This window comes from Lysobacterales bacterium, from assembly GCA_016721845.1.
In the GTDB taxonomy this organism is placed as follows: Bacteria; Pseudomonadota; Gammaproteobacteria; order Xanthomonadales; family Ahniellaceae; genus JADKHK01.
In genome coordinates, this window is sequence record JADKHK010000008.1 from 50,958 (window position 1) to 73,199 (window position 22,242).

At 65.9% G+C, this 22,242-nt stretch carries 23 protein-coding genes; 10 read left to right on the forward strand and 13 right to left on the reverse strand.

Annotated features, from left to right (window positions below; all coding sequences use genetic code 11):
* Nucleotides 1-57: 57 nt before the first annotated feature.
* Entirely contained in the window at nt 58-720 is a 663-nt protein-coding gene (gene maiA, locus IPP28_05745) for a maleylacetoacetate isomerase (GenBank protein ID MBL0040543.1), read from the forward strand.
* Nucleotides 721-729: 9 nt separating this feature from the next.
* On the opposite strand, the gene IPP28_05750 is transcribed toward maiA, so the two are convergent.
* Nucleotides 730-1,833, reverse strand: coding sequence for a PilT/PilU family type 4a pilus ATPase (locus IPP28_05750; GenBank protein MBL0040544.1), 1,104 nt, complete (start codon nt 1,831-1,833; stop codon nt 730-732).
* On the opposite strand from IPP28_05750, the gene IPP28_05755 reads away from it, so the two are divergent.
* The 4 genes from IPP28_05755 to IPP28_05770 all read left to right on the forward strand — a co-directional run bounded on the left by IPP28_05755 (nt 1,826) and on the right by IPP28_05770 (nt 5,357).
* Nucleotides 1,826-2,290, forward strand: a complete 465-nt coding sequence (locus tag IPP28_05755) for a DUF4398 domain-containing protein (protein MBL0040545.1) — start codon at nt 1,826-1,828, stop codon at nt 2,288-2,290. The two genes, IPP28_05750 and IPP28_05755, sit on opposite strands and share 8 nt — an antisense overlap.
* Entirely contained in the window at nt 2,287-3,267 is a 981-nt protein-coding gene (locus tag IPP28_05760; GenBank protein MBL0040546.1) for an OmpA family protein, read from the forward strand. The genes IPP28_05755 and IPP28_05760 overlap by 4 nt, the downstream gene beginning before the upstream one ends.
* 306 nt (nt 3,268-3,573) lie before the next feature.
* Nucleotides 3,574-3,786, forward strand: a complete 213-nt coding sequence (locus IPP28_05765; GenBank protein MBL0040547.1) for a YdcH family protein — start codon at nt 3,574-3,576, stop codon at nt 3,784-3,786.
* Nucleotides 3,787-3,986: 200 nt separating this feature from the next.
* Nucleotides 3,987-5,357, forward strand: coding sequence for a pyridoxal-phosphate dependent enzyme (locus IPP28_05770; GenBank protein ID MBL0040548.1), 1,371 nt, complete (start codon nt 3,987-3,989; stop codon nt 5,355-5,357).
* Nucleotides 5,358-5,370: 13 nt separating this feature from the next.
* Here IPP28_05770 and IPP28_05775 read toward each other — a convergent pair whose 3' ends face one another.
* Together IPP28_05775 and IPP28_05780 are read right to left on the reverse strand one after the other, a co-directional pair.
* Nucleotides 5,371-7,803, reverse strand: coding sequence for an ABC transporter permease (locus IPP28_05775; protein MBL0040549.1), 2,433 nt, complete (start codon nt 7,801-7,803; stop codon nt 5,371-5,373).
* The gene (locus IPP28_05780) at nt 7,800-10,061 is read right to left on the reverse strand and encodes a patatin-like phospholipase family protein (protein ID MBL0040550.1); all 2,262 of its coding nucleotides are present in this window, start codon (nt 10,059-10,061) and stop codon (nt 7,800-7,802) included. The genes IPP28_05775 and IPP28_05780 overlap by 4 nt, the downstream gene beginning before the upstream one ends.
* A 72-nt stretch (nt 10,062-10,133) precedes the next feature.
* On the opposite strand from IPP28_05780, the gene IPP28_05785 reads away from it, so the two are divergent.
* Nucleotides 10,134-11,297, forward strand: coding sequence for a cystathionine gamma-synthase (locus IPP28_05785; protein ID MBL0040551.1), 1,164 nt, complete (start codon nt 10,134-10,136; stop codon nt 11,295-11,297).
* 94 nt (nt 11,298-11,391) lie between these two features.
* Nucleotides 11,392-11,952: a hypothetical protein gene (locus tag IPP28_05790; protein MBL0040552.1), complete on the forward strand. Its 561-nt coding sequence runs from the start codon at nt 11,392-11,394 to the stop codon at nt 11,950-11,952.
* Nucleotides 11,953-12,394: 442 nt separating this feature from the next.
* On the opposite strand, the gene IPP28_05795 is transcribed toward IPP28_05790, so the two are convergent.
* The 3 genes from IPP28_05795 to IPP28_05805 are packed head-to-tail and all read right to left on the reverse strand — an operon-like array spanning nt 12,395 to nt 14,843.
* Nucleotides 12,395-12,685 (reverse strand): hypothetical protein, encoded by a 291-nt coding sequence (locus IPP28_05795; GenBank protein MBL0040553.1) that lies wholly within the window; start codon nt 12,683-12,685, stop codon nt 12,395-12,397.
* Between the two features lie 19 nt (nt 12,686-12,704).
* Entirely contained in the window at nt 12,705-13,595 is an 891-nt protein-coding gene (locus IPP28_05800; GenBank protein MBL0040554.1) for a hypothetical protein, read from the reverse strand.
* A gap of 30 nt (nt 13,596-13,625) precedes the next feature.
* Nucleotides 13,626-14,843: a CoA transferase gene (locus IPP28_05805; GenBank protein MBL0040555.1), complete on the reverse strand. Its 1,218-nt coding sequence runs from the start codon at nt 14,841-14,843 to the stop codon at nt 13,626-13,628.
* Nucleotides 14,844-15,042: 199 nt separating this feature from the next.
* Here IPP28_05805 and IPP28_05810 point away from each other — a divergent pair, with 199 nt between their 5' ends.
* From IPP28_05810 to IPP28_05820, 3 genes are all read left to right on the forward strand, one after another.
* Nucleotides 15,043-16,236, forward strand: coding sequence for a magnesium transporter (locus tag IPP28_05810; GenBank protein ID MBL0040556.1), 1,194 nt, complete (start codon nt 15,043-15,045; stop codon nt 16,234-16,236).
* Complete coding sequence (locus tag IPP28_05815; protein MBL0040557.1) at nt 16,233-16,829, forward strand: HutD family protein; 597 nt, start codon at nt 16,233-16,235, stop codon at nt 16,827-16,829. The genes IPP28_05810 and IPP28_05815 overlap by 4 nt, the downstream gene beginning before the upstream one ends.
* 108 nt (nt 16,830-16,937) lie before the next feature.
* On the forward strand, nt 16,938-17,450 hold the full coding sequence (locus tag IPP28_05820; protein MBL0040558.1) for a hypothetical protein: 513 nt from the start codon (nt 16,938-16,940) through the stop codon (nt 17,448-17,450).
* Nucleotide 17,451: 1 nt separating this feature from the next.
* Here IPP28_05820 and IPP28_05825 read toward each other — a convergent pair whose 3' ends face one another.
* Genes IPP28_05825 through IPP28_05855 form a run of 7 tightly spaced genes read right to left on the reverse strand, consistent with a single transcriptional unit; the run spans nt 17,452 to nt 22,240 of the window.
* The gene (locus IPP28_05825; GenBank protein ID MBL0040559.1) at nt 17,452-17,772 is read right to left on the reverse strand and encodes a non-heme iron oxygenase ferredoxin subunit; all 321 of its coding nucleotides are present in this window, start codon (nt 17,770-17,772) and stop codon (nt 17,452-17,454) included.
* Complete coding sequence (locus IPP28_05830) at nt 17,772-18,299, reverse strand: GNAT family N-acetyltransferase (GenBank protein MBL0040560.1); 528 nt, start codon at nt 18,297-18,299, stop codon at nt 17,772-17,774. The genes IPP28_05825 and IPP28_05830 overlap by 1 nt, the downstream gene beginning before the upstream one ends.
* On the reverse strand, nt 18,296-18,715 hold the full coding sequence (locus tag IPP28_05835; GenBank protein MBL0040561.1) for an SUF system NifU family Fe-S cluster assembly protein: 420 nt from the start codon (nt 18,713-18,715) through the stop codon (nt 18,296-18,298). Before IPP28_05835 ends, IPP28_05830 begins: the two co-directional genes overlap by 4 nt.
* A complete protein-coding gene (locus IPP28_05840; protein ID MBL0040562.1) occupies nt 18,715-19,941 on the reverse strand; it encodes a cysteine desulfurase in 1,227 nt (408 codons plus the stop codon). Before IPP28_05840 ends, IPP28_05835 begins: the two co-directional genes overlap by 1 nt.
* The gene (gene sufD / locus IPP28_05845) at nt 19,938-21,131 is read right to left on the reverse strand and encodes a Fe-S cluster assembly protein SufD (GenBank protein ID MBL0040563.1); all 1,194 of its coding nucleotides are present in this window, start codon (nt 21,129-21,131) and stop codon (nt 19,938-19,940) included. The genes IPP28_05840 and sufD overlap by 4 nt, the downstream gene beginning before the upstream one ends.
* Complete coding sequence (gene sufC / locus IPP28_05850) at nt 21,128-21,901, reverse strand: Fe-S cluster assembly ATPase SufC (protein ID MBL0040564.1); 774 nt, start codon at nt 21,899-21,901, stop codon at nt 21,128-21,130. The genes sufD and sufC overlap by 4 nt, the downstream gene beginning before the upstream one ends.
* Before the next feature lie 3 nt (nt 21,902-21,904).
* Nucleotides 21,905-22,240, reverse strand: a complete 336-nt coding sequence (locus tag IPP28_05855) for a DUF3703 domain-containing protein (protein ID MBL0040565.1) — start codon at nt 22,238-22,240, stop codon at nt 21,905-21,907.
* Nucleotides 22,241-22,242 lie beyond the last annotated feature (2 nt).

Sequence of the window (22,242 nt, forward strand, 5' to 3'; positions counted from 1 at the left end):
GTTGTTGCGGTTTCGGCCCTGAGCTAGATTCACCGCCAAGGCGAGGGAGAGAGCAGCGTGGACAGCACGATCAAGCTTTACAGCTATTGGCGGTCCAGTGCCTCTTACCGGGTGCGCATCGCGCTCAATCTGAAGCAGCTCAAGCACGAGATCGTGCCCGTCAATCTGGTGAAGGACGGCGGCGAGCATCGTCAAGCCGAGTTCCATCACCTGAATCCGCAGGAGCGCGTGCCGGTACTGATCGACGGGGGCCGCATCGTCCGTCAGTCATTGGCGATCATCGAGTACCTCGAAGAGGTTTACGACGGCAACCACCTGTTGCCGGGCACCGCGCGCGAACGCGCGCGCGCGCGCGGCCTGGCGCATCTGATCGCGACCGACATCTCGCCGATGGGCAACCTCAGCGTCCTGCAGTATCTGGAGCAGGAAGACAACATGCCGCAGATCGAGCGCGAGCGCTGGGTCCGCACCTGGATCAGCCGCGGCTTCACGGCGCTCGAGGAAATGCTGGCGGACAATCCGTCCACCGGCGAATTCTGCGAAGGCGATCTGCCCTCGATCGCGGATTGCTGCCTGATCCCGCAGGTCTACAACGCCCAGCGTTTCGAGGTCGATCTGACGCCGTTTCCGACCATCCAGCGCATCAACGCGCATTGCCTCGGGTTGCCCGCCTTCGATCTGGCGAGACCCGAGAAACAGGCCGACGCACCCCAGGCCTGATCCGGGCGATCAGAATGCGTTGGGGTCGTAGGGGTCGTGGTCGGCGCTGCCGCCACCCTCGGCAAGACGGATCTTGAGCGCCAGTCCGTCGCGTGAATCGGCCTTGTTCAGTGCCTCTTCCAGTTCGACCTTGCCGTCCTTGTACATCCGGAACAGGGCCTGGTCGAAGGTCTGCATGCCGTCCTCGAGCGAGCGGTCCATTGCTTCCTTGATCTCGTGCACCTGCTGGCGGCGCATCATGTCGCGGATCACCGGCGTGTTGATCAGCACTTCGACCGCAGGCAAGCGCTTGCCGTCCTTGCCCACGACCAGTCGCTGCGACACCACGGCCTTCAGATTCAGCGACAGGTTCATCAGGATGTTCTTGTGCGCCGATTCCGGGAAGAAGTTCAGGATGCGCTCGATGGTCTGGTCGGCATTGTTCGAATGCAGCGTCGCCAGGCAAAGGTGTCCCGTTTCGGAGAACGCGATCGCGGCCTCCATCGTTTCCTGATCGCGGATTTCGCCGATCAGGATCACGTCCGGCGCTTCGCGCATCGCGTTCTTCAGGGCCTCGTGATAGCTCTTCGTATCAAGCCCGACTTCGCGCTGATTGACGATCGATTTCTTGTGCCGATGCAGGAACTCGATCGGATCTTCGATCGTCAGGATGTGGCCGCTGGCGTTGGTGTTGCGATAGTCGATCATCGCCGCGAGCGAGGTCGACTTGCCCGAGCCGGTGGCGCCGACGACGAGAATCAGGCCGCGCGGCTCCATGATCAGGTCGGACAGCACCTTGGGCAGCTTGAGCACTTCGAAGTTCGGAATCTCGCTCTTGATCGCGCGGATCACCATGCCGACTTCGCCGCGCTGCTTGAAGACGTTGACGCGGAAGCGCCCGGCTTCCTTGACGGCGATCGCGATATTCAGTTCAAGGTCGCGCTCGAAGGCGGGCACCTGGCCCTCGTCCATCAGCGAATAGGCGATCTTCTTGACCATGCCGCCCGGCAATCCGGTGTTGCCAAGGGGGTACAGTTTGCCCTCGACCTTGATGTTCACCGGTGCGCCCGTGGTCAGGAACATGTCCGACGCACCTTTTTCCGCCATCAGTTTGAGGAAATAGCCGATGTCCATGCGCGCCTCGCGAGATCGTCGTCGGATTGCCGTTGCAAACCCCACGGGGGCTTTTCACAATAGCCGGCAACCAGAATGCGTGCGACTTATGACATTTCCGCGAATGAAAATCCATCTTGCCGGTCCGCTTTTGATGCTCCTGGCGGGTTGTGCATCGACGCCATTGCCGACCGACGACGTCAATCGCTCGGCCACTCTGGTGCAAGGTGCGCTTGCAGCCGAGGCCGAGGTGTATGCGCCGGTGGAATTGCGCTTTGCGCAGGATCGTGTCGCTCAGGCCCGTGAGGCCTTGGCTGCGGGTGATCACAAGCGCGCCGAGCGGCTGGCCGCCCAGGCGGCGGCCGATGCCGAACTGGCGATGGCGCGCGCGCGCGTCGCGCGCCTGCGGGCCGCTGCCGATGCCCAGGCGTCGGAGAATGCAAAATTGCGTGCCGAGCTGCTGGGAGAGACGCCATGAGCCGTTGGACGCGTCTGTGCTGCATCGGACTGATGGTGGTCACTGCGCCGGTAGCGGCGGTCAAGCGCGATCTCGAATACGAGCGCATCGAGCAGCAGTTGCACGCCTTCGAAAGCGATCCGGCCATCGGCAGCCTGGCACCCGCGGAAACGGCGCGTGTACGCGAAACCCTGGCGCTGATGAAGGCGGCGGGACAGCGCGGCGATGAGCGGGCCCACCTTGCCTATCTGGCCGAGCGTCGTCTCGATGGCGCCATCGCGGCGGCGAATGCGGTGCTGGAAGAGCGGCGCTTGACCGCGCTGCAACGCGAGCGTGACCAGATCCTGCTCGAAGCCAGTCGCCGTGATGCCGAGATGTCGCGGCTCGAAGCCGAAAAGTTGCGCCTGCAATCGCTGGCACGGGCCGAGGAAGTCGAGCGCGCGCGCAGTGATGCCGAGGCCGCGCGTGCGGAAAGCGCCGAGAGTGCCGCCGACGCCGAGGCCGCGCGCGCCGAAGCCGACCAGGCCAAACGGGTTGCCGAAGCACAGTCGGCGGAAGCGGTGCTGGCCAAGCGGGAGGCCGAGCTGGCGGTCGCCGCGGCCGACAGCCTGCGTCTGCAGATGCAGTCCCTGACGGCGAGCGAAGAGGCCCGCGGCAGCGTGATGACGCTCGGCGAAGCGGTGTTCGCCCCGGGTCGTTCGCAACTGCAGCCGGACGCGATCGCCAATCTCGATAGCGTCATCGAATTCGTCAACCGCGACACCACGCGCGCGGTGCGGATCGAAGGCCATACCGACGCCAGTGGCAGCGACAACGCCAACCAGGTGTTGTCGCAGCAACGCGCCGAGGCGGTGATGGCCGCCCTGGCCGCACGCGGCGTCGATGCCGCGCGCATGAGCGCGATCGGGCGTGGCGAGGACGTGCCCGTGGCGTCGAACGACAGCGCCGAGGGCAAGGCCCGCAACCGCCGCGTCGAGATCATTCTGGTCGGGAAATAACGCCGCCTTAACCTGCAAATGACTGAATTTCCGAGCCGAAAAATTCGGCTTGCCGGGCTTTTGGGATGGGAGTAGGTTCAAGCCACATGCCGCCTCGTACCGAACCGCGGCATGGCAGGAAGGTCCGACGATGCAAGCGTGCTGCTGTCTCGAGGAATCTGCCGCTGACCACCACCGTGTGGCCCGCGAGCGAGTGCACGCCGGCAGCCACCATCCGGGCCTGAGTCCAACCACGCGCACCCACGCCGTCGACCCTTCGGTCGCGCGGCGCGCCGTGGCGCCTTTGCATGCAGAGGAGGTCAGCTGATGTTCGAAGCACAACAGCGTGAAGTCGAGGCGATGATGAGCCAGAGCTCGGAATTCCGGAGCCTGTTTCTCAAGCATCGTGAACTCGACAAGCAGGTCCGTGATGCCGAACTGGGCGTGTTGCCCATCGATGACGTCACACTCGGTCGATTGAAGAAGGAAAAGTTGTGGGCCAAGGACAAGCTCACCCATATCTGGGAGCACAGGGCCTGAGGGAATCAGCCCTCGAAAGTAGTCGCCGCACACGAGGTGCGGCAGGAATCATGCAGGGCAGGACCCTGCGGCGGGAGCAGCCGTAACGGATTGCGCAAGCAGACGGTGCTCCTCGGCGGCGGCCGGTGGCGTATGCCCCGGCCGTTCGCTTTTTTGGCTTGCGGCTATCATCGCGCGCTCATTCATCGCGGAAGCCGGCCATGCCTCATGTGAACAACGTGCTCGAACTGATCGGCAAGACGCCGATGGTCAAGGTGCAGAAGCTCGATACCGGCCTCTGCGAGCTGTATCTGAAGCTCGAAAGCGCGAACCCGGGCGGTTCGATCAAGGACCGCATCGGTCTATCGATGATCGAGGCCGCCGAACGTGACGGACACATCCAGCCGGGCGCAACCCTGATCGAGGGTACCGCCGGCAATACCGGCATCGGGCTGGCGCTGGTAGCGCAGCAGAAGGGCTACAAGCTCATCCTCGTGGTGCCGGACAAGATGAGCCGCGAGAAGATCTTCAACCTCAAGGCAATGGGTGCGGAAGTGGTGCTGACCCGCTCCGATGTCGCCAAGGGCCATCCCGCCTACTACCAGGACCTTGCCGCGCAGATCGCGAAGGACACGCCCGGTGCGTACTTCATCAACCAGTTCGGCAATCCGAACAACCCGAAGGCGCACGAGGAAGTCACCGGTCCCGAGATCTACGCCGACATGGATCGGAACATGGACGCCATCGTCTTCGGCGTCGGTTCGTCGGGCACGATGACCGGCCTGTCGCGCTACTTTGCGCGCGAGGCGCCGAATGTCGAACTGGTGATCGCCGATCCGGTCGGGTCGATCCTGGAGGAATACATCAATCGCGGCACGCTCAGCGAGAAGTCGGCGAGCTGGATGGTCGAAGGCATCGGCGAAGACTTCCTGCCGCCGATCAGCGATTTCACCCGCGTCAGGAAAGCCTATGCCATCAGCGACAAGGAGAGCTTTCTCGCCGGCCGCGAACTGTTGTCGAAGGAAGGCATCCTCGGCGGTTCGTCGAGCGGCACCATCCTCGCCGCGGCGTTGAAGTATTGCCGCGAGCAGACCACGAAGAAACGCGTCGTCGCCTTCGTCTGCGACACCGGCAACAAGTACCTGTCGAAGATGTACAACGACTACTGGATGCTCGACAACGGCTTCGTCGAGCGTCCGCTGCACAACGATCTGCGCGACCTGATCAACCGTCCGTATTCGCAACGCGACACCGTCGTCATCGGCCCGAACGACCTGCTCACCGTCGCCTACCAGCGCATGAAGCTGTACGACGTGTCGCAGTTGCCGGTGATGGACGCCGACCAGCTCGTCGGCATCGTCGATGAATCCGACGTGCTGATGCATGTCTACGGCGACGAGTCGAAGTTCCGCGATCCGGTCTCGACCGCGATGGTCACCAAGCTCGACAAGCTCGACGTCAAGTCGCCGATCGAAGCCCTGCTGCCCGTGTTCGACAAGGGCCACGTCGCCATCGTCACCGAAGCCGACAAGTTCCTCGGCCTCATCACCCGCATCGACCTGCTCAACTACCTGCGCCGTCGCGTGCAATAGACGCGAACGCTCGCTACGCCGACCGCAACGCTTCGGTCGGGTCGATGCGGGCGGCGCGGCGGGCGGGCAGCCAGCTGGCGAGACCGGCAGTGACGACGAGGACGACGGTTGCCGCGGCGAGTGTGGCCGGATCCGACGGCGTGACCTCGAAGAGGAACGTGCGCAGGAACGGTGCGGCCAACGCATACAGGGCGAAACCGGCGACGAGGCCGCTGGCGGTCAGGATCAGTCCGCGCGTCATGACGAGTTCCGCGATGTCTGCGGGATTCGCGCCGAGCGCGACGCGCACGCCGAATTCCCGGGTGCGCAGCGCGACCATGTAGGCCATCACGCCGTACAGCCCGACGGTGCCGAGCAGCAGGGTGATCGCGGCGGCGGCGGTGATCAGGGTCAGTGTCAGCGTCAGGCGCGCCGTCGATGCACGAACGACGTCATCCATTGTTTCGACATTGAAGATCGGCACGCTCGGGTCGAGATCGCGCACGATGCGGCGGATGGCCGGCACCAGCGCGGGTGATGATCCTGGCGCTTTCACGACCAGCGCCATCAGGTGTCGCGCCCCCGGCTCTTGGGCATCGACCGGCACCGCTTGCGGGCGGTACACCGTCGCCGCGGGGGGCTCGGCGAGATCCCGCTCGCGCACGTCGCCGACGATGCCGACGATCGTGTAGCTGGGGCCGCCCGAGGCGCGTATCAGGTGCTTGCCGATGGCCGCCGCACCGCTCGCGTCACCGAACAGCGCGGCCGCTGCACGCTGGCTGATGATGACCTGGTCCGAGGGTGTCCCGCCGATCGGACCAAAGGCCCGGCCTGCAAGCAGGGGAATGGCCATGGCTGGGAAATAGCCTTCGTCGACGACATGCAGCGGCATCGTCAGCGTGCGGGCATCGCCTTCGATCCGAAACGTCTCCTGCAACGACCATCCGCTTGCGATGGGCACACGCATGGTCAGGCCGGCCGCAGTGACCGAGGGCAGTGCGCGCACCTGCTCGCCGAGTCGTGCATAGAACGCCACCGCGGCGGCGTCGTCGAAGCGTGCGAATGGCAGCAAGGTCCAGACGATCGTCACATCGCGGGTATCGAAGCCAGGATGCACCTGGTTCAACCGGTGCGCCGTGCGCAACAGCAGGGCCGAACCGACCGCAGCCACGAATGCGAGCGCGATCTGCAAGGTCACGATGCCCATGCGGAGGTGCTGCCGGTGCTTGCCTGCGGTTTCGCCGCGTGCGCCGTCGCGCAAGCGACCAGACAAGTTCGCGGGACGCAACCGAAGCGCTGGCACGGTGGCGCACAAGCCCGTGCTGACGAGGCTGATCAGGATGATGAAACCGGTGGCCGGGAGGCTCAGGCTCAGTTCCGAACGCCTGGGCATGTCGTCGGGCCCGTAAGCCACCAGTGCATCCAGACCGATGTGCACCAGCAACAGGGCCAGACCACCGGCCATTGCACCCAGCCACAGCGACTCGCCGAGATGATGCGAGGCGATACGCCATCGTCCGGCACCGAGTGCGGTGCGCACCGCGAGTTCGTTCTGGCGCGCATCGGCACGAATCAGCATCAGGTTGGTCACGTTTGCCCAGGCCACCAGCAGCACCAGCGCGCCGGCTGCAGCGAGGATCCACAGCAGGCTGGCGATGTCCGCCGTGAATGCCTCACGCAAGGGCAGCACGAGCGGCGACAACCCGGTTTCGGTCAACCAGGTCGCGGTGGCGCCGCCCGAATCCAGATGCGGGAACCGCTCCGCCATCGTTGGCAGCAAAGCGGCGAGTTCATGCTGCGCCTGTGCGGCCGTCGCGCCTGGCGCGAGGCGTCCGATCCCCGAGTACAGGAATTCGCCCACGACCGCATCCACGGGGAGGCGCGCGGACAGCCAGACGCGGGTCTTCGCGTCCGGGAATGCGAAACGCGCGGGCATCACGCCGACAATTTCGCGCGGCACGCTGTTGACCATCATGACCCGGCCGAGCACGTCTTCGGACGCGCCGAATCGGCTGCGCCACTCGGCCTCGCTGAGCAGTACCGCACTGGGTCCGCCCGGCTGTTCCTCGTCGGCCGTGAACGACCGACCCCGCAGCGGCGGCACCTGCAGCATCGGCACCATCGACGCCGTCATCCAGGTCGCTACCACTCGCTCCGGCGCATCGTCGACGCCTTCGGTCCAGACATTCGTGTGGCCGGTGCGATAGAAGCCGACCTCGGCCAGCCGCGTGGCGAATTGCCGGTAAGTGAAGTATGCCGCCGGCGGTTGCTGCATCGGGCCGTGTTCCGCCGTCTGCAGGCGAAGGCTGACCAACCGCTCCGGTTCGCCGTAGGGCAGCGGCGCGAGCAGCACGCCATGGACGATGGCGAACATCGAACCGACTGCGGCGATGCCCAGCACCAGGGTGAGGATGGCCGAGATCGTGAACGCCGGCGCGCGTCGCAATGATCGCAAGCCGCGGGTCATCGCCGTTCGCCGAACAAGGATCCGAAGCTGAGATAGAACGAGTCCTCGCCGCCTTCGGCCTGGCCGTAGCCGAAGAAGATCGGACCCAGCGGCGAGTCGATGCCGACGAAGAGCGAGCCGGCATAGACCAGCGAATCGAGACTGACCTGGTCGCGATCGGCCCAGACGTTGCCGGCCTCGACGCTGGCGCCGATATACGCGGGCAGGGCGAACAGCTGCGACATGTCGCCGAAGCGGCGATAGTAGATGGCGCGCGCCAGTGCGCTGTGTTCGCCGCTCAGTTCGCGGTCACCGAAGCCGGACAGGCGCGTGAAGCCGCCGAGCGTGGCGAGTGCGCTGAACGCCTCGGGCTCACCCCAACTGGACTGTGCCTCGGCGCCGACAAGCAGGCGGTGGCGATCGAACGAGAAGGCGCGATACCAGTCGCCGCGCAGCACTTCGCCATTGGCGTCCGAGCCGAGGCCGGGTCTGGAAATCGTGAGTTTCGCCGAGCCACGCCGTCCACGCGTCGGAAAGCCGAGGTCGTCGAGACTGTCGTGGTCGACCGCGAGCACCAGGCTGCTGGCATCGGAGGTGAATCCGGTGACACCGGGTATCGGCAGCTGGCCGGTCTGGATCTGGGCACGGTTGTGGCTGTATTCGACGCCGCCTTCGATGCGCCAGCTGTGCCCGATGTTCGTGCCGATGCGCGCGCCGATCTGCGCCCGCCGCAGGCGGGCGTCGAGGCTGCCGGTGTCTTCGACGAAGTTCTGGTTGCGCGCATCGAAGCGAATCTCCGGCTTCCAGTAGTACTGACCGCGGTCACCCCATGGCTGGTACCACTCGCCGCCGAGCGCGGTGATGCGCCCGAGATCGGCGCGCACGCGCGCCTCTGCGCCATGTTCGGACAGTCCGGTGAAGGTGGCCTCGGCGGCGAGCTGGTAGTCGCTGCGGCCGTTGAAATCGTCCGACAACTGCAAGCCGAAGCCGACGAAATTCGGACCCCAACCCTTGTCCACCGGCGTCACCAGCAGGCCCGTGCTGTCACCGCGCTTGGCGAGCTTGTACAGGATGCGCTCGTAGTGACCGGTACCATAGGCCTCGCCGATATGGCGTTCGACCTCGGCCTCGTCCAGCGGCTTGCCGATCAGGTCGCGCATCGCGGTGTGCACGAACAGCGGCGCGCGCGTGCGCTTGCCGTTCACCTCCAGGAACTCGATCGGTGGCGCCTCGAATTCCGCGCGATGCTGCTGCAGGCGCACTGCGGCATAAGCATCCGCCGGCAGTGCCAGCGGCTTGAGTTGCGCGACCACGGCCTCCGCGGCCTGCTCGCCGATCGCGATGGTCGAGATGGCGCGGTCGAATTCGGCGCTGCCCATGTCGCCGAGGTCGGGACGGATCAGCACGTCCTCCGGCGACATGCTCGCGAGCGCGGCATCGGTGCGCTGTTTCATCAGCACCGTGATCATCTGCAAGGTGACCGACAGGGGCGAGGTCAGCGCGTCTTCGTCCATCAACGGCTCGCCGACATCGACGACGATGACGCGGTCCACGCCCATCGCCTTGACGATGTCGACCGGCACGTTGTTGACGATGCCGCCATCCACCATCAGTCGTCCATCGACGCGGATCGGCGCGAATGCTCCCGGCACCGACATGCTGGCGCGGATCGCGAGCGACAGGTCGCCTTCCTTGAACACGACCTGTTCGCCGTGGCCGATGTCGGTGCCGATGGCGCGGAACGGGATCGGCAGGTCGTCGAAGCTCTTGAGTCGCCAGTAGGGCATCAGCATGCGCCGCAGCAGGTTCAGGAACTTCTGTCCCTGCAACACGCCGCGCGGCGCAATCAACTTGCCGTCGCGCAAGCCGAGCTTAAAGTCGAGCAGGTCGCGATAGTCCTCGTCCTTGCGCCGCATCGGCAGGTCGGCGCGGGCCGGATCGTCGCTGAAGAAATCCTTCCAGTCGATCGAGGCGATCACCGCCTCGATTTCCTCGGGGGTGTAGCCGGCTGCGTAGAAACCGCCGACGATCGATCCCATCGAGGTGCCGGCGATGGCATGGATCGGGATGTGCTCGCGCTCCAGCACCTTGAGCACACCGATGTGCGCCGCGCCGCGCGCGCCGCCGCCGCCGAGCACCAGGCCGATGCGCGGTGCGCTCGGCAGTGCGTGCGCATAATCCTCCGGCGTCAGCTCGGGCATCGTGGTCTGGGCCGTCGCCGCGAACATGGGCATCCAGGCGACGCACAACAAGGCGAAACGGACAACGGCAACACGCATGGCGGAACCTGCTGGGTGGATGCCGCAATGTTAGCCGCCGCGCTACGCTACGCGCCCATTTCGAGGTGAATCATGGCCCAATCAAAACTCGTGCGCGGCCTCGGTACGCGCGCCATCCACGCCGGCCAGAAGCCCGACCCGAGCACCGGCGCGGTGATGACGCCGATTTATGCGACCAGTACCTATGTCCAGCGCAGTCCCGGCGAACACCAGGGCTTCGAGTATTCCCGCTCGCACAACCCGACGCGCTTCGCCTACGAAGACTGCGTCGCCGCGCTCGAAGGCGGTCGCAAGGGCTACGCTTTCGCCTCGGGTCTCGCCGCGACCGCGACCGCGCTCGACGCACTCGATTCCGGCAGCCACGTCATCGCGATGGATGACATGTACGGCGGTACCTACCGGCTGTTCGAGCGCGTGCGTCGTCGCTCGGCCGGACTCGACTTCAGCTACGTCGACCTCAATGATCCGGCCGCGCTCAAGGCCGCGCTGCGCCCCAACACGCGCATGATCTGGGCCGAGACGCCGACCAATCCGTTGCTGAAACTGGTCGACCTGGCGAAAGTGTCGGCGTTCGCGAAGAAGCACGGCTTGATCTTCGCGGTCGACAACACCTTCAGTTCGCCGATGCTGCAGCGACCGATCGAGTTCGGCGCCGATCTCGTGATGCATTCGGCGACCAAGTACCTCAATGGCCATTCCGACATCGTCGGCGGCATGCTGGTGGTCGGCGACAACCGCGAACTGGAGGAGAAGATCACCTTTCTGCAGAACGCGGTGGGCAGCGTGCAAGGACCGTTCGATGCCTTCCTCGCCCTGCGCGGCCTAAAGACGCTGCACTTGCGCATGCAAGCGCATTGCGCGAATGCCGGCGAGCTGGCGAAGTGGCTGGAAAAGCACCCGAAGGTCGAACACGTCAGCTATCCCGGCCTGAAGTCGCACCCGCAGCACGCGCTCGCGAAGAAGCAGATGGATGGCTTCGGCGGCATGATCTCGATCGTCGTGAAGGGCGGGCTGAAATCGGCACGCAAGATGATGGAGCGTTGCCAGATCTTCGGCCTGGCCGAGTCACTCGGCGGCGTCGAGAGTCTGGTCAACCATCCCGCGATCATGACCCATGCCTCGGTGCCGGCCGAAAAGCGCAAGGCGCTCGGCATCAGCGATGCACTGGTGCGTCTCTCGGTCGGTGTCGAGGATGTTGCGGATCTGCGTGCCGATCTGGAACAGGCGCTGGGTTGATCGCAGCACGTTCGCAGGAACGCGGTCATGACATCCGGCGGATGACGTGCCAGCGGCGATGCGCTGCACTGCCGACATCGCCGCGGAGTGCACCATGATCCGAATCGCCGTCGTTTTGGCCACCGCCGTCCTGCTCGCCGCTTTGCGCGCCGGCCTCGGCACCCTGGTCGCCGACGCCGTTGATGGCAGCGCGCAACTGCAGTTGTTCCGCGCGCACTACACGGCGCTGAAAGCCGCGGCGCGCGGCAATGACGTGGCGTTGCTGCTGCGCGAAGCCGATGCGACCCATGCGCTGGCGCCGGATGTCCCGATGGTGATCTACCTGCGCGCTGTCGCGCAGGCGGCGAATGCCCAGAATGACGCAGCGTTCGAGAGCCTGTCGCAACTCGCGGACACCGGTCTCGCGTTCGACATCGACGCGTCGCCGGCGTTCGCCGCGCTTCGTTCCGAGCCGCGTTTCGCGACGCTGACGCAGCGCTTCGCGGACAATGGCTTGCCGCGCGCGTCCGATCGATCTCGCGTTCACCGCGTCGGGCTTGCCGACCGATTTCGTGCCCGAATCCATCGTGCGCGACGAGGTCAACCAGCGCTGGTTGCTCGGCAGCGTGCGCCATGCCCGCATCGATGCCGTCGACGACCGCGGCGCCGCCTATGACTTTGTCGCTTCCGGTGATGGCGGCCTGCTGAGCGCGCTCGGCATGCGTCTGGTCGGCAACACCGTGTGGGCAGCATCCGCCGGTTTCGCTGAGACCGCCGGCATCGCGAAGGGCGACATCGGTCGCAGCGGCCTGTTCGAGATCGACGCGAGCCGCGGTGCAGTGCGGCGCTCGTGGATGCTGCCGGACGATGGCCAGCCGCATGCGCTGGGCGATGTGCTCGTGCTCGGCAGCGATGTCTACGCCAGCGACAGCATCGGCGGGGGTGTGTACCGGCTCGACGCGCGGCGCGAGTCGCTTCAGCCGCTCGTTGCGCCCGGCTTGCTGATGTCGCCGCAGGGCATCGCCGAACATGCGGGCAACCTGGTCGTCGCCGACTATCCGAGCGGGTTGTGGCACGTCGCCATCGGCGACGGTGCGATGCGCAAGTTGCGCACCCCGTCACCCGCCGCGCTGACCGGCATCGATGGCCTGTATGCGCACGCGGGCGACTTGATCGCCATCCAGAACGGCACCACGCCAAAACGCATCCTGCGCATCGTGCTGGACGAAGGCGGAAACGCCATTACCCGCGTCGACGTGCTCGCGCAGAACCTGTTCGGCTGGGGCGAACCCTCGCTCGCCACCCTCCACGACGGCGCGTTCTACTACATCGCCAACAGCCAATGGGATCGCTTCGATGCCGAACGGGCAATTGCCACCGCCCGAACAACTCGAAGCACCGCGGATCATGCGGCTGCCGCTGGACTGATCAGCCGATCCAGCCGGCCAGCACGAACAGCGCGAGCACGGCCATCCAGACCACGAGGATGCGCCAGATCAGCGATTGCGATTGATGCAGCGGGAGCAAGGTCGTGTTCGCGGCCTCGTCGTCGAAGTCCTCGTCTTCGGCATCGACGCTGGCGCGGGCAGCGGCGAACAGGAAGCCGATGTCGCGCACCAGATAGCCCTGACCGATGCCATGGTGGAAATCGCGCCAGCTCTGCGCGACCGCATCGAAATCGGCGGCCAATGCCATCGAAAGCGTCATCAGTTGCGCGGCTGGCCAGTCGAGCAGCACATGCAGTTCGCGTAGCGCATCGGCATGTGCCCGCGGCAGTGCCGAACGAAAGCTCTCCGATTGCGCCACCAGCTGCACGAAGCGGTAGATCAACGCGCCGGATGCGCCGAGCAGCAGGAACCAGAACAACACCCCGAACCAGCGCGTCAGCGCGGCACGGAACACGGTGTCGACCAGGGTGCGACCATCGAGGCCCAACGGCGGCGACGGCGGGTCGGTGGGAAGGTCCTGCAGGGCGTTGACGCGGGTATCGCGGTCGCCGGCATGGGTGACCGCACCGATGTCGGCATCGAGATCGCGCGGGCCCCAGCAATAGAACAGCACCACCATCGCCAGCAGAAATGAGGGAAACCCGTAGGCTCGTCCCGCGAACAGGATCTGCAGCAGCGCGATGATCAGGACCGGCACGCCCACCGACCACCAGCCGCCGAAGCGGCCGGACCAGAAGCTGCTGCCCGCGAGCGGATTGAAATCGCCACGCAGCCAAGCCTCGAACCAGCCGTAATGCCGCAGCCGACCGAGCTCCGGAATGCTGTGACTCAAGATGATCGAGACGATGACGGCGAGTAGTGCGGTGGCCATGGGCGCTTCCTGCGTTGCGCCGATTCTATTTCACATTGCCAGTTCGATGGCGCCCGTGGCAGCGAGTTCGTCGATCAGCGCCTCGTTGTAGCCGAGCTCCAGCAGCACTTCGTGCGTGTGCTCGCCGCGCAGCGGCGGCGCCCGCTCGGAATGGTGCAGGCGGCCGTCGAAGCGCAGCGGATTCGCGATCTGCGGCAGATGCGTGTGCAGGGTATGGGGCAGGTCGAAGCGCAGGCCACGGGCCTCGACCTGCGGGTCGGCGAAGACTTCTTCCAGGTCCTGCACCGGGCCGCAGGGAATGTTGGCGTCATCGAGGGTGCGACGCCATTCCGACTTCGAGCGGGTGCGCATGCGCTCGCTGATCAGCGGCACCAGCAGATGTCGGTTGGCGACACGCTGGCTGTTGCTCGCGAAGCGCTGGTCGTCGGCCCAGTCGGCGGACGCGATCTCGCAGAAGCGACGGAACTGCATGTCGTTGCCGACGGCGATGAACAGGTCGCCGTCGAGGGTCGGGAAGCTCTGGTAGGGCACGATGTTCGGATGCGCGCTGCCGAGTCGCTCCGGAATCTCGCCGGCGATCAGGTGGTTCATGCCCTGATTGGCGAGGATGGCGACCGCGGAATCGAACAGGGCGGTGTCGATCCAGCTGCCGCGACCGCTGTTCTGACGCTGGATCAGCGCAGCCTGGATCGCGTTCGCGGCATACAGGCCGGTGATCATGTCGATCACGGCCACGCCGACCTTGACCGGACCGCGACCGTGTTCGCCGGTGATGCTCATCAATCCGGCCTGGGCCTGGATCATGGCGTCGTAGCCGGCCTTGGCGGCGTTCGGGCCGTCCTGGCCGAAACCGCTGATCGAGCAATAGACCAGTCCCGGCGAGGTCTGCGACAAGCTGTCGTAGTCGAGGCCCATGCGCCCGAGCGTGCCCGGCTTGAAGTTCTCGATCAGCACGTCCGAGGTTCGCGCCAGCGCACGCACGATCGACTGCGCGCGCGGGTCGGTGAGTTCCAGCGCCACCGAGCGCTTGCCGCGATTGCAGGACAGGAAGTAGGCCGACTCCTCGGTGGTCGTGCCCTCGTCGTTGACCAGCCAGGGCGGACCCCATTCGCGGGTGTCGTCCCCGGCACCGCTGCGCTCGATCTTAATCACGTCGGCGCCGAGATCGGCCAGGATCTGGGTCGCGAACGGACCCGCCAGTACGCGCGACAGATCAAGGACGCGGATGCCGGACAGCGGGCCGTTCACGCGCAGGCTCCAGCGCGTGGACGCATCCGGCCGTGCGGCAGGGGCAGGCGGTGTGACATGGTCGGGTCCGGCAACAAAATGAAAATTCAGCCGGGGCTTGTAGCAGGCCCGCGGCGGCGGCTCAAGCCGGCGGCTTGGCGGGCGCGTCCGGCAATCGCTACATTGACGTCATCCCGATTCGGAAATTGTGGAGCCTCGCATGGATCGCAACCTGCTCGACGCCGTCCTCAGCACCGACACCCAAAGCGCGGCGCGCAAGCTCGGGGGCGAAAGCGACCAGGCCATCGCCGACCTGCTCACGGTGATTAATCCCGGGTTCGCGGTCGAGATCCTGAGCCAGTTCCCGCCCGACCGCCGCGAACGCATCGCCGCGGCGACCCCGTTCGGTGCCGGCCAGCAGTGGTTGCTCGACCACCACTACGGCGAGGGCACGGTCGGCCGATTGATGGAGCGCCCGCTGGCGGTGTTCCGACCGGAGACCACGGTCGGTCAGGTCGTCGAAGCGCTGCGCGACGTCGTCAAGAAGGCCTTCGTGACCTATGTGTTCGTGACCGAGGGCGACGGCCGCCTGGTCGGCGTGGTTGCGTTCCGGGAGCTGCTGTTCGCCGGCAAGGAGCAGCCGCTGACGGCGGTGATGGTCAAGCAGCCCTTTGCGTTGCGCCCGGACATGGCTTCGGTGGACGCGATGCGCGAAGTGGTCACGCGGCACTATCCGGCCTATCCGGTCTGCGATGCAGAGAATCGCCTGGTCGGGTCGGTGCGCGGTCAGGCCCTGTTTGAGCAGCAGGCCTTCGAGATTTCGGCGCAGGCGGGTTCGATGGTCGGTGTCGAGAAGGAAGAACGATTGTCGACACCGTGGACGCGCAGTTTCAAGTTTCGCCATCCCTGGTTGCAGCTGAACCTGCTCACCGCGTTTCTGGCGGCCGCGGTCGTCGGTTACTACCAGGATGCGATCGACAAGATCGTGCTGCTCGCGGTGTTCCTGCCGGTGTTGTCCGGCCAATGCAGCAACAGTGGTTGCCAGGCGCTGGCCGTGACCTTGCGCGGTATGACACTCGGCGAACTCAAGCCCGGTCAGGGTTGGAAGCTGATCGGCAAGGAAGCGCTGCTCGGCTGGTGGAATGGCCTCATCGTCGGCATCGTCGCCGGTGCAGCGCTGTTCGTCATGGCGACGATGCAGAAGAATCCTGACGCCTTGACCCTGGCCGGTATCTGCGTGGTCGCGATGGCAGTGTCCTGCGTGATGTCGGGCATGGCCGGCGCCGCGATTCCGCTTGGACTGAAACGGCTCGGCGCCGATCCCGCGACGGCCTCCGGAATCTTCCTGACGACGGCGACCGACATCGTCAGCATGGGCGCTTTCCTCGGCATGGCGAGTGGGTTGTTGCTGTGAACACACCGCGTTTGATGGCGTATCGCGACCTCGAACCCAGCCCCTGGAAGAACGGGTTGGGCGTCACCCGCGAAATCGGTTTCGTGCCCTCGAATTCACTCGCCGCCGGCTTCCGCTTCCGTCTGTCGCGCGCGGTCATCGATGCGCAGGCGGCTTTCTCGCGCTATCCCGGCGTGCGCCGCTGGCTGGTGCTTGCCCGCGGTGGCGCGCTGGAATTGCGCTTCAACGGCCAGCCGACGCGCCAGCTCGATCGGATCGGCGACCTGTGCGCGTTCAGCGGCGACGATGTCGTCGAAGGCGTGCCGCTGGACGGGCCGAGCGAGGACTTCAACCTGATGCTGGCCGATCCGATGCTCGATGCCGAGGTGCTGGTGCGTCCGCTGGTCGGCTCAATGATCCTGCATCAGCCGGCCGATGCGTGGCTGCTGTTCCACCTGCTCGATGGCCATGCCCACCTGCAAGGCAGCGCTGTCGCCATGGCCGCTGGCGACACGCTCTGGATGGATCCGGTGCCGGCCGATCGCATCGCCGCGCGCATCGATGGCGGCGGCAGCGCATTGATCCTGGTGATCGCCGCTCGTTCATCGAGCTGATCGAATGCTGAATCGGCGCCTGCCTCCCCCGCCAAAGACAGGGGGCGCGTCGCCGGCATGCGCCTAGTGTCGAGTGGTCGCAACCCGCGACGAAATCGGAGTGACACCATGATCCTGCGACTAAGTGCTGCAACGGTCGTGATGGCCGCCCTGTCGTCGGCGGCGATGGCGGGTGATTGGGTGCCCGTCCGCATCGAAAACAGCGGGATGCCGGTCGTCGTCAAACAGTTTCGCGACGGCGTGCAATGCGACCTCCGGCACTTGGGGCGCGGGAACTACGTCATCGGGGGTGATTCGCTTCGTCCCACGCGGCGGCACCTCGAGCGCGATTTCGTGGCCGGCGAAGCGGTCGAACTCGTGTTTGTCCGAAACGCAGTCCGACCTGCGCGCACAGGGATTCCCGGCGGCAGCGACCAATTCGGTGTACGCACTCGCCTCGTGCCCGAGTCGGGGATGGCGTATCGCGTACGCGTCGAACATCGCGCAATGCGTCTCGACGCGATTGTCGAATCGCGCCCGGTCAACAGTCGCGGCGCCTACGAACGCGTGCCGACGATCGTGTCCTATTCGACGCAGGACCTGTGCGTGACGGGTGTCCGCGGCCGCTACGCCTCGCGCTGAATCAGTCGAAGCGGTCGTCGCGCGTCCACACGCCATCGGCGTCGATGCGGACCGGGAAGCTCGCCGTCGGTGCATAGGCCGGCGGTGCGCAGACGGCGCCGTTGCGCACGTCGAAGCGGGCGCCATGACGCGGGCACTCGACTTCGAAACCGTGGATCGGTCCGCCCGCGAGTTCGCCGCCGTCGTGCGTGCATACGTCCTCGATGGCGTAGTGATCGCCATCGATGTTGAACACCGCGATCATCGTGCCGTCCGCTGCGACGACGCGGTGTTCGCCGGGGGCCATCTCGTCGCGGCCGCAAACGCGGGTCCAGCCGTCCATCAGGTCAGATCCTTCGCGAACACTTCGAAGCGCAAGTCGTCGCGCTTGGGCAATCCGAAGCGTTCATCGCCATACGGGAAGGGTTTGAATTCGCCGGTGCTGCGATAGCCGCGACGCTGGTACCAGGCGATCAATTCGGCGCGGATCGAGATCACCGTGCAGGTCATCGTCGTGCAGCCGAAGGCCTCGCGCACGACGCGTTCGGCCTCGCGCAGCAAGGCATCGCCGATGCCGCCGCCCTGCAGTTTGGGGCGCACCGAGAACATCCCGAAATAGCCTTGCCCGCCGATCTTCTCGACCTGGACGCTGCCGACCAGGGCGCCGTCGCGTTCGGCCAGCAGGATGCGGCTATCCGGTTTCGCGATGACCTCGCGCACGCCATCGGCATCGACGCGTTGACCGTCGAGGAAGTCGGCTTCAGTGGTCCAGCCGACGCGGCTGGCGTCGCCACGATAGGCGGACTGAACCAGATCGACGACGGCCGGAATGTCGGCTTCGGCGGCATTGCGGAACTTCGGCATGCTCATTCCCTGGTCTGCAGTGCGGTGAGCGCGGCATCGAACGGCAGCAGCGCGCAGCGTTGGCGTGCCGGGTGGTGGCAGAGTTCCGCGAAGGCCGCGAACTCGTCACGTGCTGCCGGGCCGGACCGGAACATCGCCAGCATTTCGTCACGCAGCTCGGCGATGCGCGCGGCGTCGCCGCCGCGCAGGGCTTCGGTCAGCATCGATGCGCAGGCCGTCGTGATCGCGCAGGATTCGCCATCGAACATCACGGCGTCGATGACGCCGTCGCGTACGCGCAACGAGAGTTCGAGATGGTCACCGCACATCGCATTCTCGGCGACGCCATGGTGGGTCGCCGACTCGAGGCAGCCACAATTGTGCGGCGCGCGATTGTGCGCGAGCACGGTCTCCGAATACAGCGTCGACGGGTGGGCACTCATCAAGCCAGCATCCTGCGCACCTTGGCGAGCGCGGTCAAGAACGCCGCGATCTCGTCCTCGGTATTGTAGAACGACAGCGACGCGCGCACGGTGGCCGGCAGCCCGAAGAACTGCATGGTCGGATGCGCGCAATGGTGGCCGGAGCGCACGGCCACGCCTTCGTGGTCGAGCAAGGTGGCGATGTCGTGTGCATGCGCGCCCTCGACCACGAACGAGAACACCGCCGCGCGTTCGCGTGCCGCGCCGATCAGGCGCAGGCCGGGGACATCGTTCAGGGCGGCGAACATCGCGTCGCGCAGATGCGCCTCGCGGGCCGCGATTGCGTCCATGCCGACGGCATCGAGCCAATCGATCGCGGCACCCAGGCCGATGAAGCCGGCGATGTTCGGCGTGCCCGCTTCGAACTTGTGCGGCGGATCGCTGAAGGTCGTGCCCTCGAACGAGACCTTGCGGATCATCTCGCCGCCACCCATGAACGGCGGCATCGCATCGAGATGGGCACGTTTCGCGATCAGCGCGCCGGTGCCGGTGGGCGCGAACAGTTTGTGCCCGGTCAGCACGTAGAAATCGCAGCCGAGCGCGGCGACATCGACCTTGAAATGCGGCGCCGCCTGCGAACCGTCGATCAGGGTCGGGATGCTGCGCGAATTCGCCGCGTCGATGATGCGCTTGACCGGATTGATCGTGCCCAGCGCGTTGGAGACATGGGTCAGGCCGACCAGCCGGGTGCGTGCGTTCATCAACGCGATCATGCCCTCGACATCGAGTTCGCCGGTGTCGGTGATCGGCGCCGGCACCACCTTCGCGCCGGTCTCGGCGGCGACCAGTTGCCAGGGCACGATGTTGGCGTGGTGCTCCATGCGCGAGACCAGGATCTCGTCGCCGGGCTGGAGCATGGGGCGCAGGAAACTGTAAGCGACCAGATTGACCGATTCGGTGGTGCCGCGAGTGAAGATCACTTCCTCGCGCGAGCGCGCCCCGACGAATCGGGCGAGCTTGTCGCGCGCGGCTTCGTAGAGCGAGGTGGCCTCTTCGCCGAGCGTGTGCACGGCGCGCGCGACATTGGCGTTGTGCGTCGTGAAGTACTCGCTGACCGCATCAATCACCGCGCGCGGCTTCTGCGCCGTGTTGGCGTTGTCGAAATAGACCAGCGGCTTGCCGTGGATCCGGCGCGCGAGCTGCGGGAACTCGGCGCGAATTGCGGCGATGTCGTCGAGCCGGCTCATGCCGCGTCCTCGGGAAGGATGTGCGCGAGTGCGGCCAACGCGATGTCGCGCGAGTGCGTGTCGGCCAGTTGCAGCAGCGGTTCGCGTGCGAACGCGAGTTGCAGGATGCGGCGCGCTTCCGGCTCGGCGATGCCGCGCGAGCGCAGGTAGAACAGCGCGCTGTCGTCGAGGCGGCCGACGGTCGCGCCGTGTGCGGCCTTCACTTCGTCGGCGTAGATTTCCAAGACCGGGCGCGTGTCGATCTCGGCCTGAGACGACAGCAGCAGGTTCTTGTTGCTGAGTGCCGCATCGGCGCCGTCGGCGCCTTCCTCGACGATGAGTTGTCCGGCGAAGATGCCGTGGCCGCGCTGGTCGGCGAGGCCGCGCCAGACGATGTCCGCACGGGTGTGCTTGGCACGATGGCGGGCATCGATGTTCACGTCGGCGTGGCGGCGCTTCGTCACCATCGTGCAGCCACGCACGATCAGTTCAGCCTGTTCGCCGGCCAGCGTCGCGTCGAGGTCGTGGCGATACAAGGCCGCACCGGCGGCGACTTCGCCGAGTTCGAAGCGTGCCGATGCACCGAGCACGGCGCGGGTGCCGATGACGACACTGGCGCGCTCTTCTTCATCCGCGATTTCGACCCATCGCAGCGTCGCGCGATCGGCCAGCACGAGATCGCGCCACAGGTTCACGAAGGCGCTGTTGCCGTGCTCGCCGATGCGGTGATGGACAAGCGCGGCTTCCACACCTTCCGCGAGTTCGATGCGCAGCGACTGCTGCACCACGGCGTCCTGTGCGGCGCTCGTGATGATCGAGACCAGATGGATCGGCGCCGGCGTCGAGGTCGAAACACGCATGCCGAGCGTGGCGGCCGATGCCGCGGCCGCACGTGCGAACGGCCAATGCGGCGGGGGATTCGCCGACGGTGCCGACGCGTCCAGCGTCACGACAACGCCGAGTGCGGCCAGATCTGACAGCGTCGCATCGTATCGACCATCGACGAAAACGAGACGCGGCGACAACGACGCGATGCGCGCATGCAGTGTTTCGCCGAGCGTCGCCGATTCGTCCGGCATCGGCTTGAACGTGCGCGCATTCAGCGCGCGCAAGGAGCTGTAGCGCCAGCGCTCGTCGCGTGGACCGGGCAGGGCGAGGTCGGCCAGCCGCTCGGGCGCGCTGGCGACCAGGGCTTGGGCGAGGCCGCTCATGACGAGAACGCCGCCTGTTCTTCGCGCTTGCGCGCCTTGATCCAAGCGTAGCCTTCTTCTTCGAGCTTGAGCGCCAGATCCTTGTCGCCGCTCTGCACGATCCTGCCGTCGGCGAGCACGTGCACGACGTCGGGCACGATGTAGTCGAGCAGGCGCTGGTAATGCGTGATGACGAGGAAGGCGCGTTCCGGCGAGCGCAGCCGGTTCACGCCTTCGGCCACGAGTTTCAGTGCGTCGATATCGAGGCCGGAGTCGGTTTCGTCGAGGATGGCCAGTGCGGGTTCGAGCACGGCCATCTGAAAGATCTCGTTGCGCTTCTTCTCGCCGCCCGAGAAGCCTTCGTTGACGGCGCGGTTCAGCAATTCGTCCTTCAGGTGCAGCACCTTCAGCTTCTCGCGTACCAGCTTCAGAAAAGCCATCGAATCGAGCTCGGGCTCGCCGCGATGCTTGCGCTGGGCGTTGTAGGCGGCGCGCAGGAAGTAGGTGTTGTTCACGCCCGGGATCTCGACCGGGTACTGGAAGGCGAGGAAGACGCCGGTCGCGGCGCGTGCCTCGGGTTCCAGCGCCAGCAGGTCCTGACCGTTGAAAGTCACCGTGCCCTGCGTGACCTCGTAGCCTTCGCGACCCGCGAGTACGTAGCCGAGCGTGGACTTGCCGGCGCCGTTCGGGCCCATGATGGCGTGCACTTCGCCCGGCTTCACTTCCAGCGACAGGCCCTTGAGGATTTCCTTGCCGGCGACACGGACGTGGAGGTTGTCGATCTTCAACATGGTTCAGTCCAGGTAGGGGCGCAGATCCGGCGGCACCGGCATCGGCTTGAAGGGATTCACGTTGGCGCCGCCGGTATTGCCGAGCGGCACCCAGAGTTTCGATTTGGTCAGCGCCGCGACGCTGCGGAACACCTGCCCAACGATTTCGCGCGCATCACCGCGACGCCAGCCGACCGCGAGCATGCGCAGATGCGTCCGGGTATGTGCGAATGCGAAGCGCTGGCTCAGGATGTGCGCGCGCTCCAGATGCGCGAACGCGCCATCGAGTTCGCCGCGCGCGATCGCCGCATCGGCGGAAGCGTGTTCGTGGCGGTAGGCGTTGCGGAGTTCGGCGTTCATGC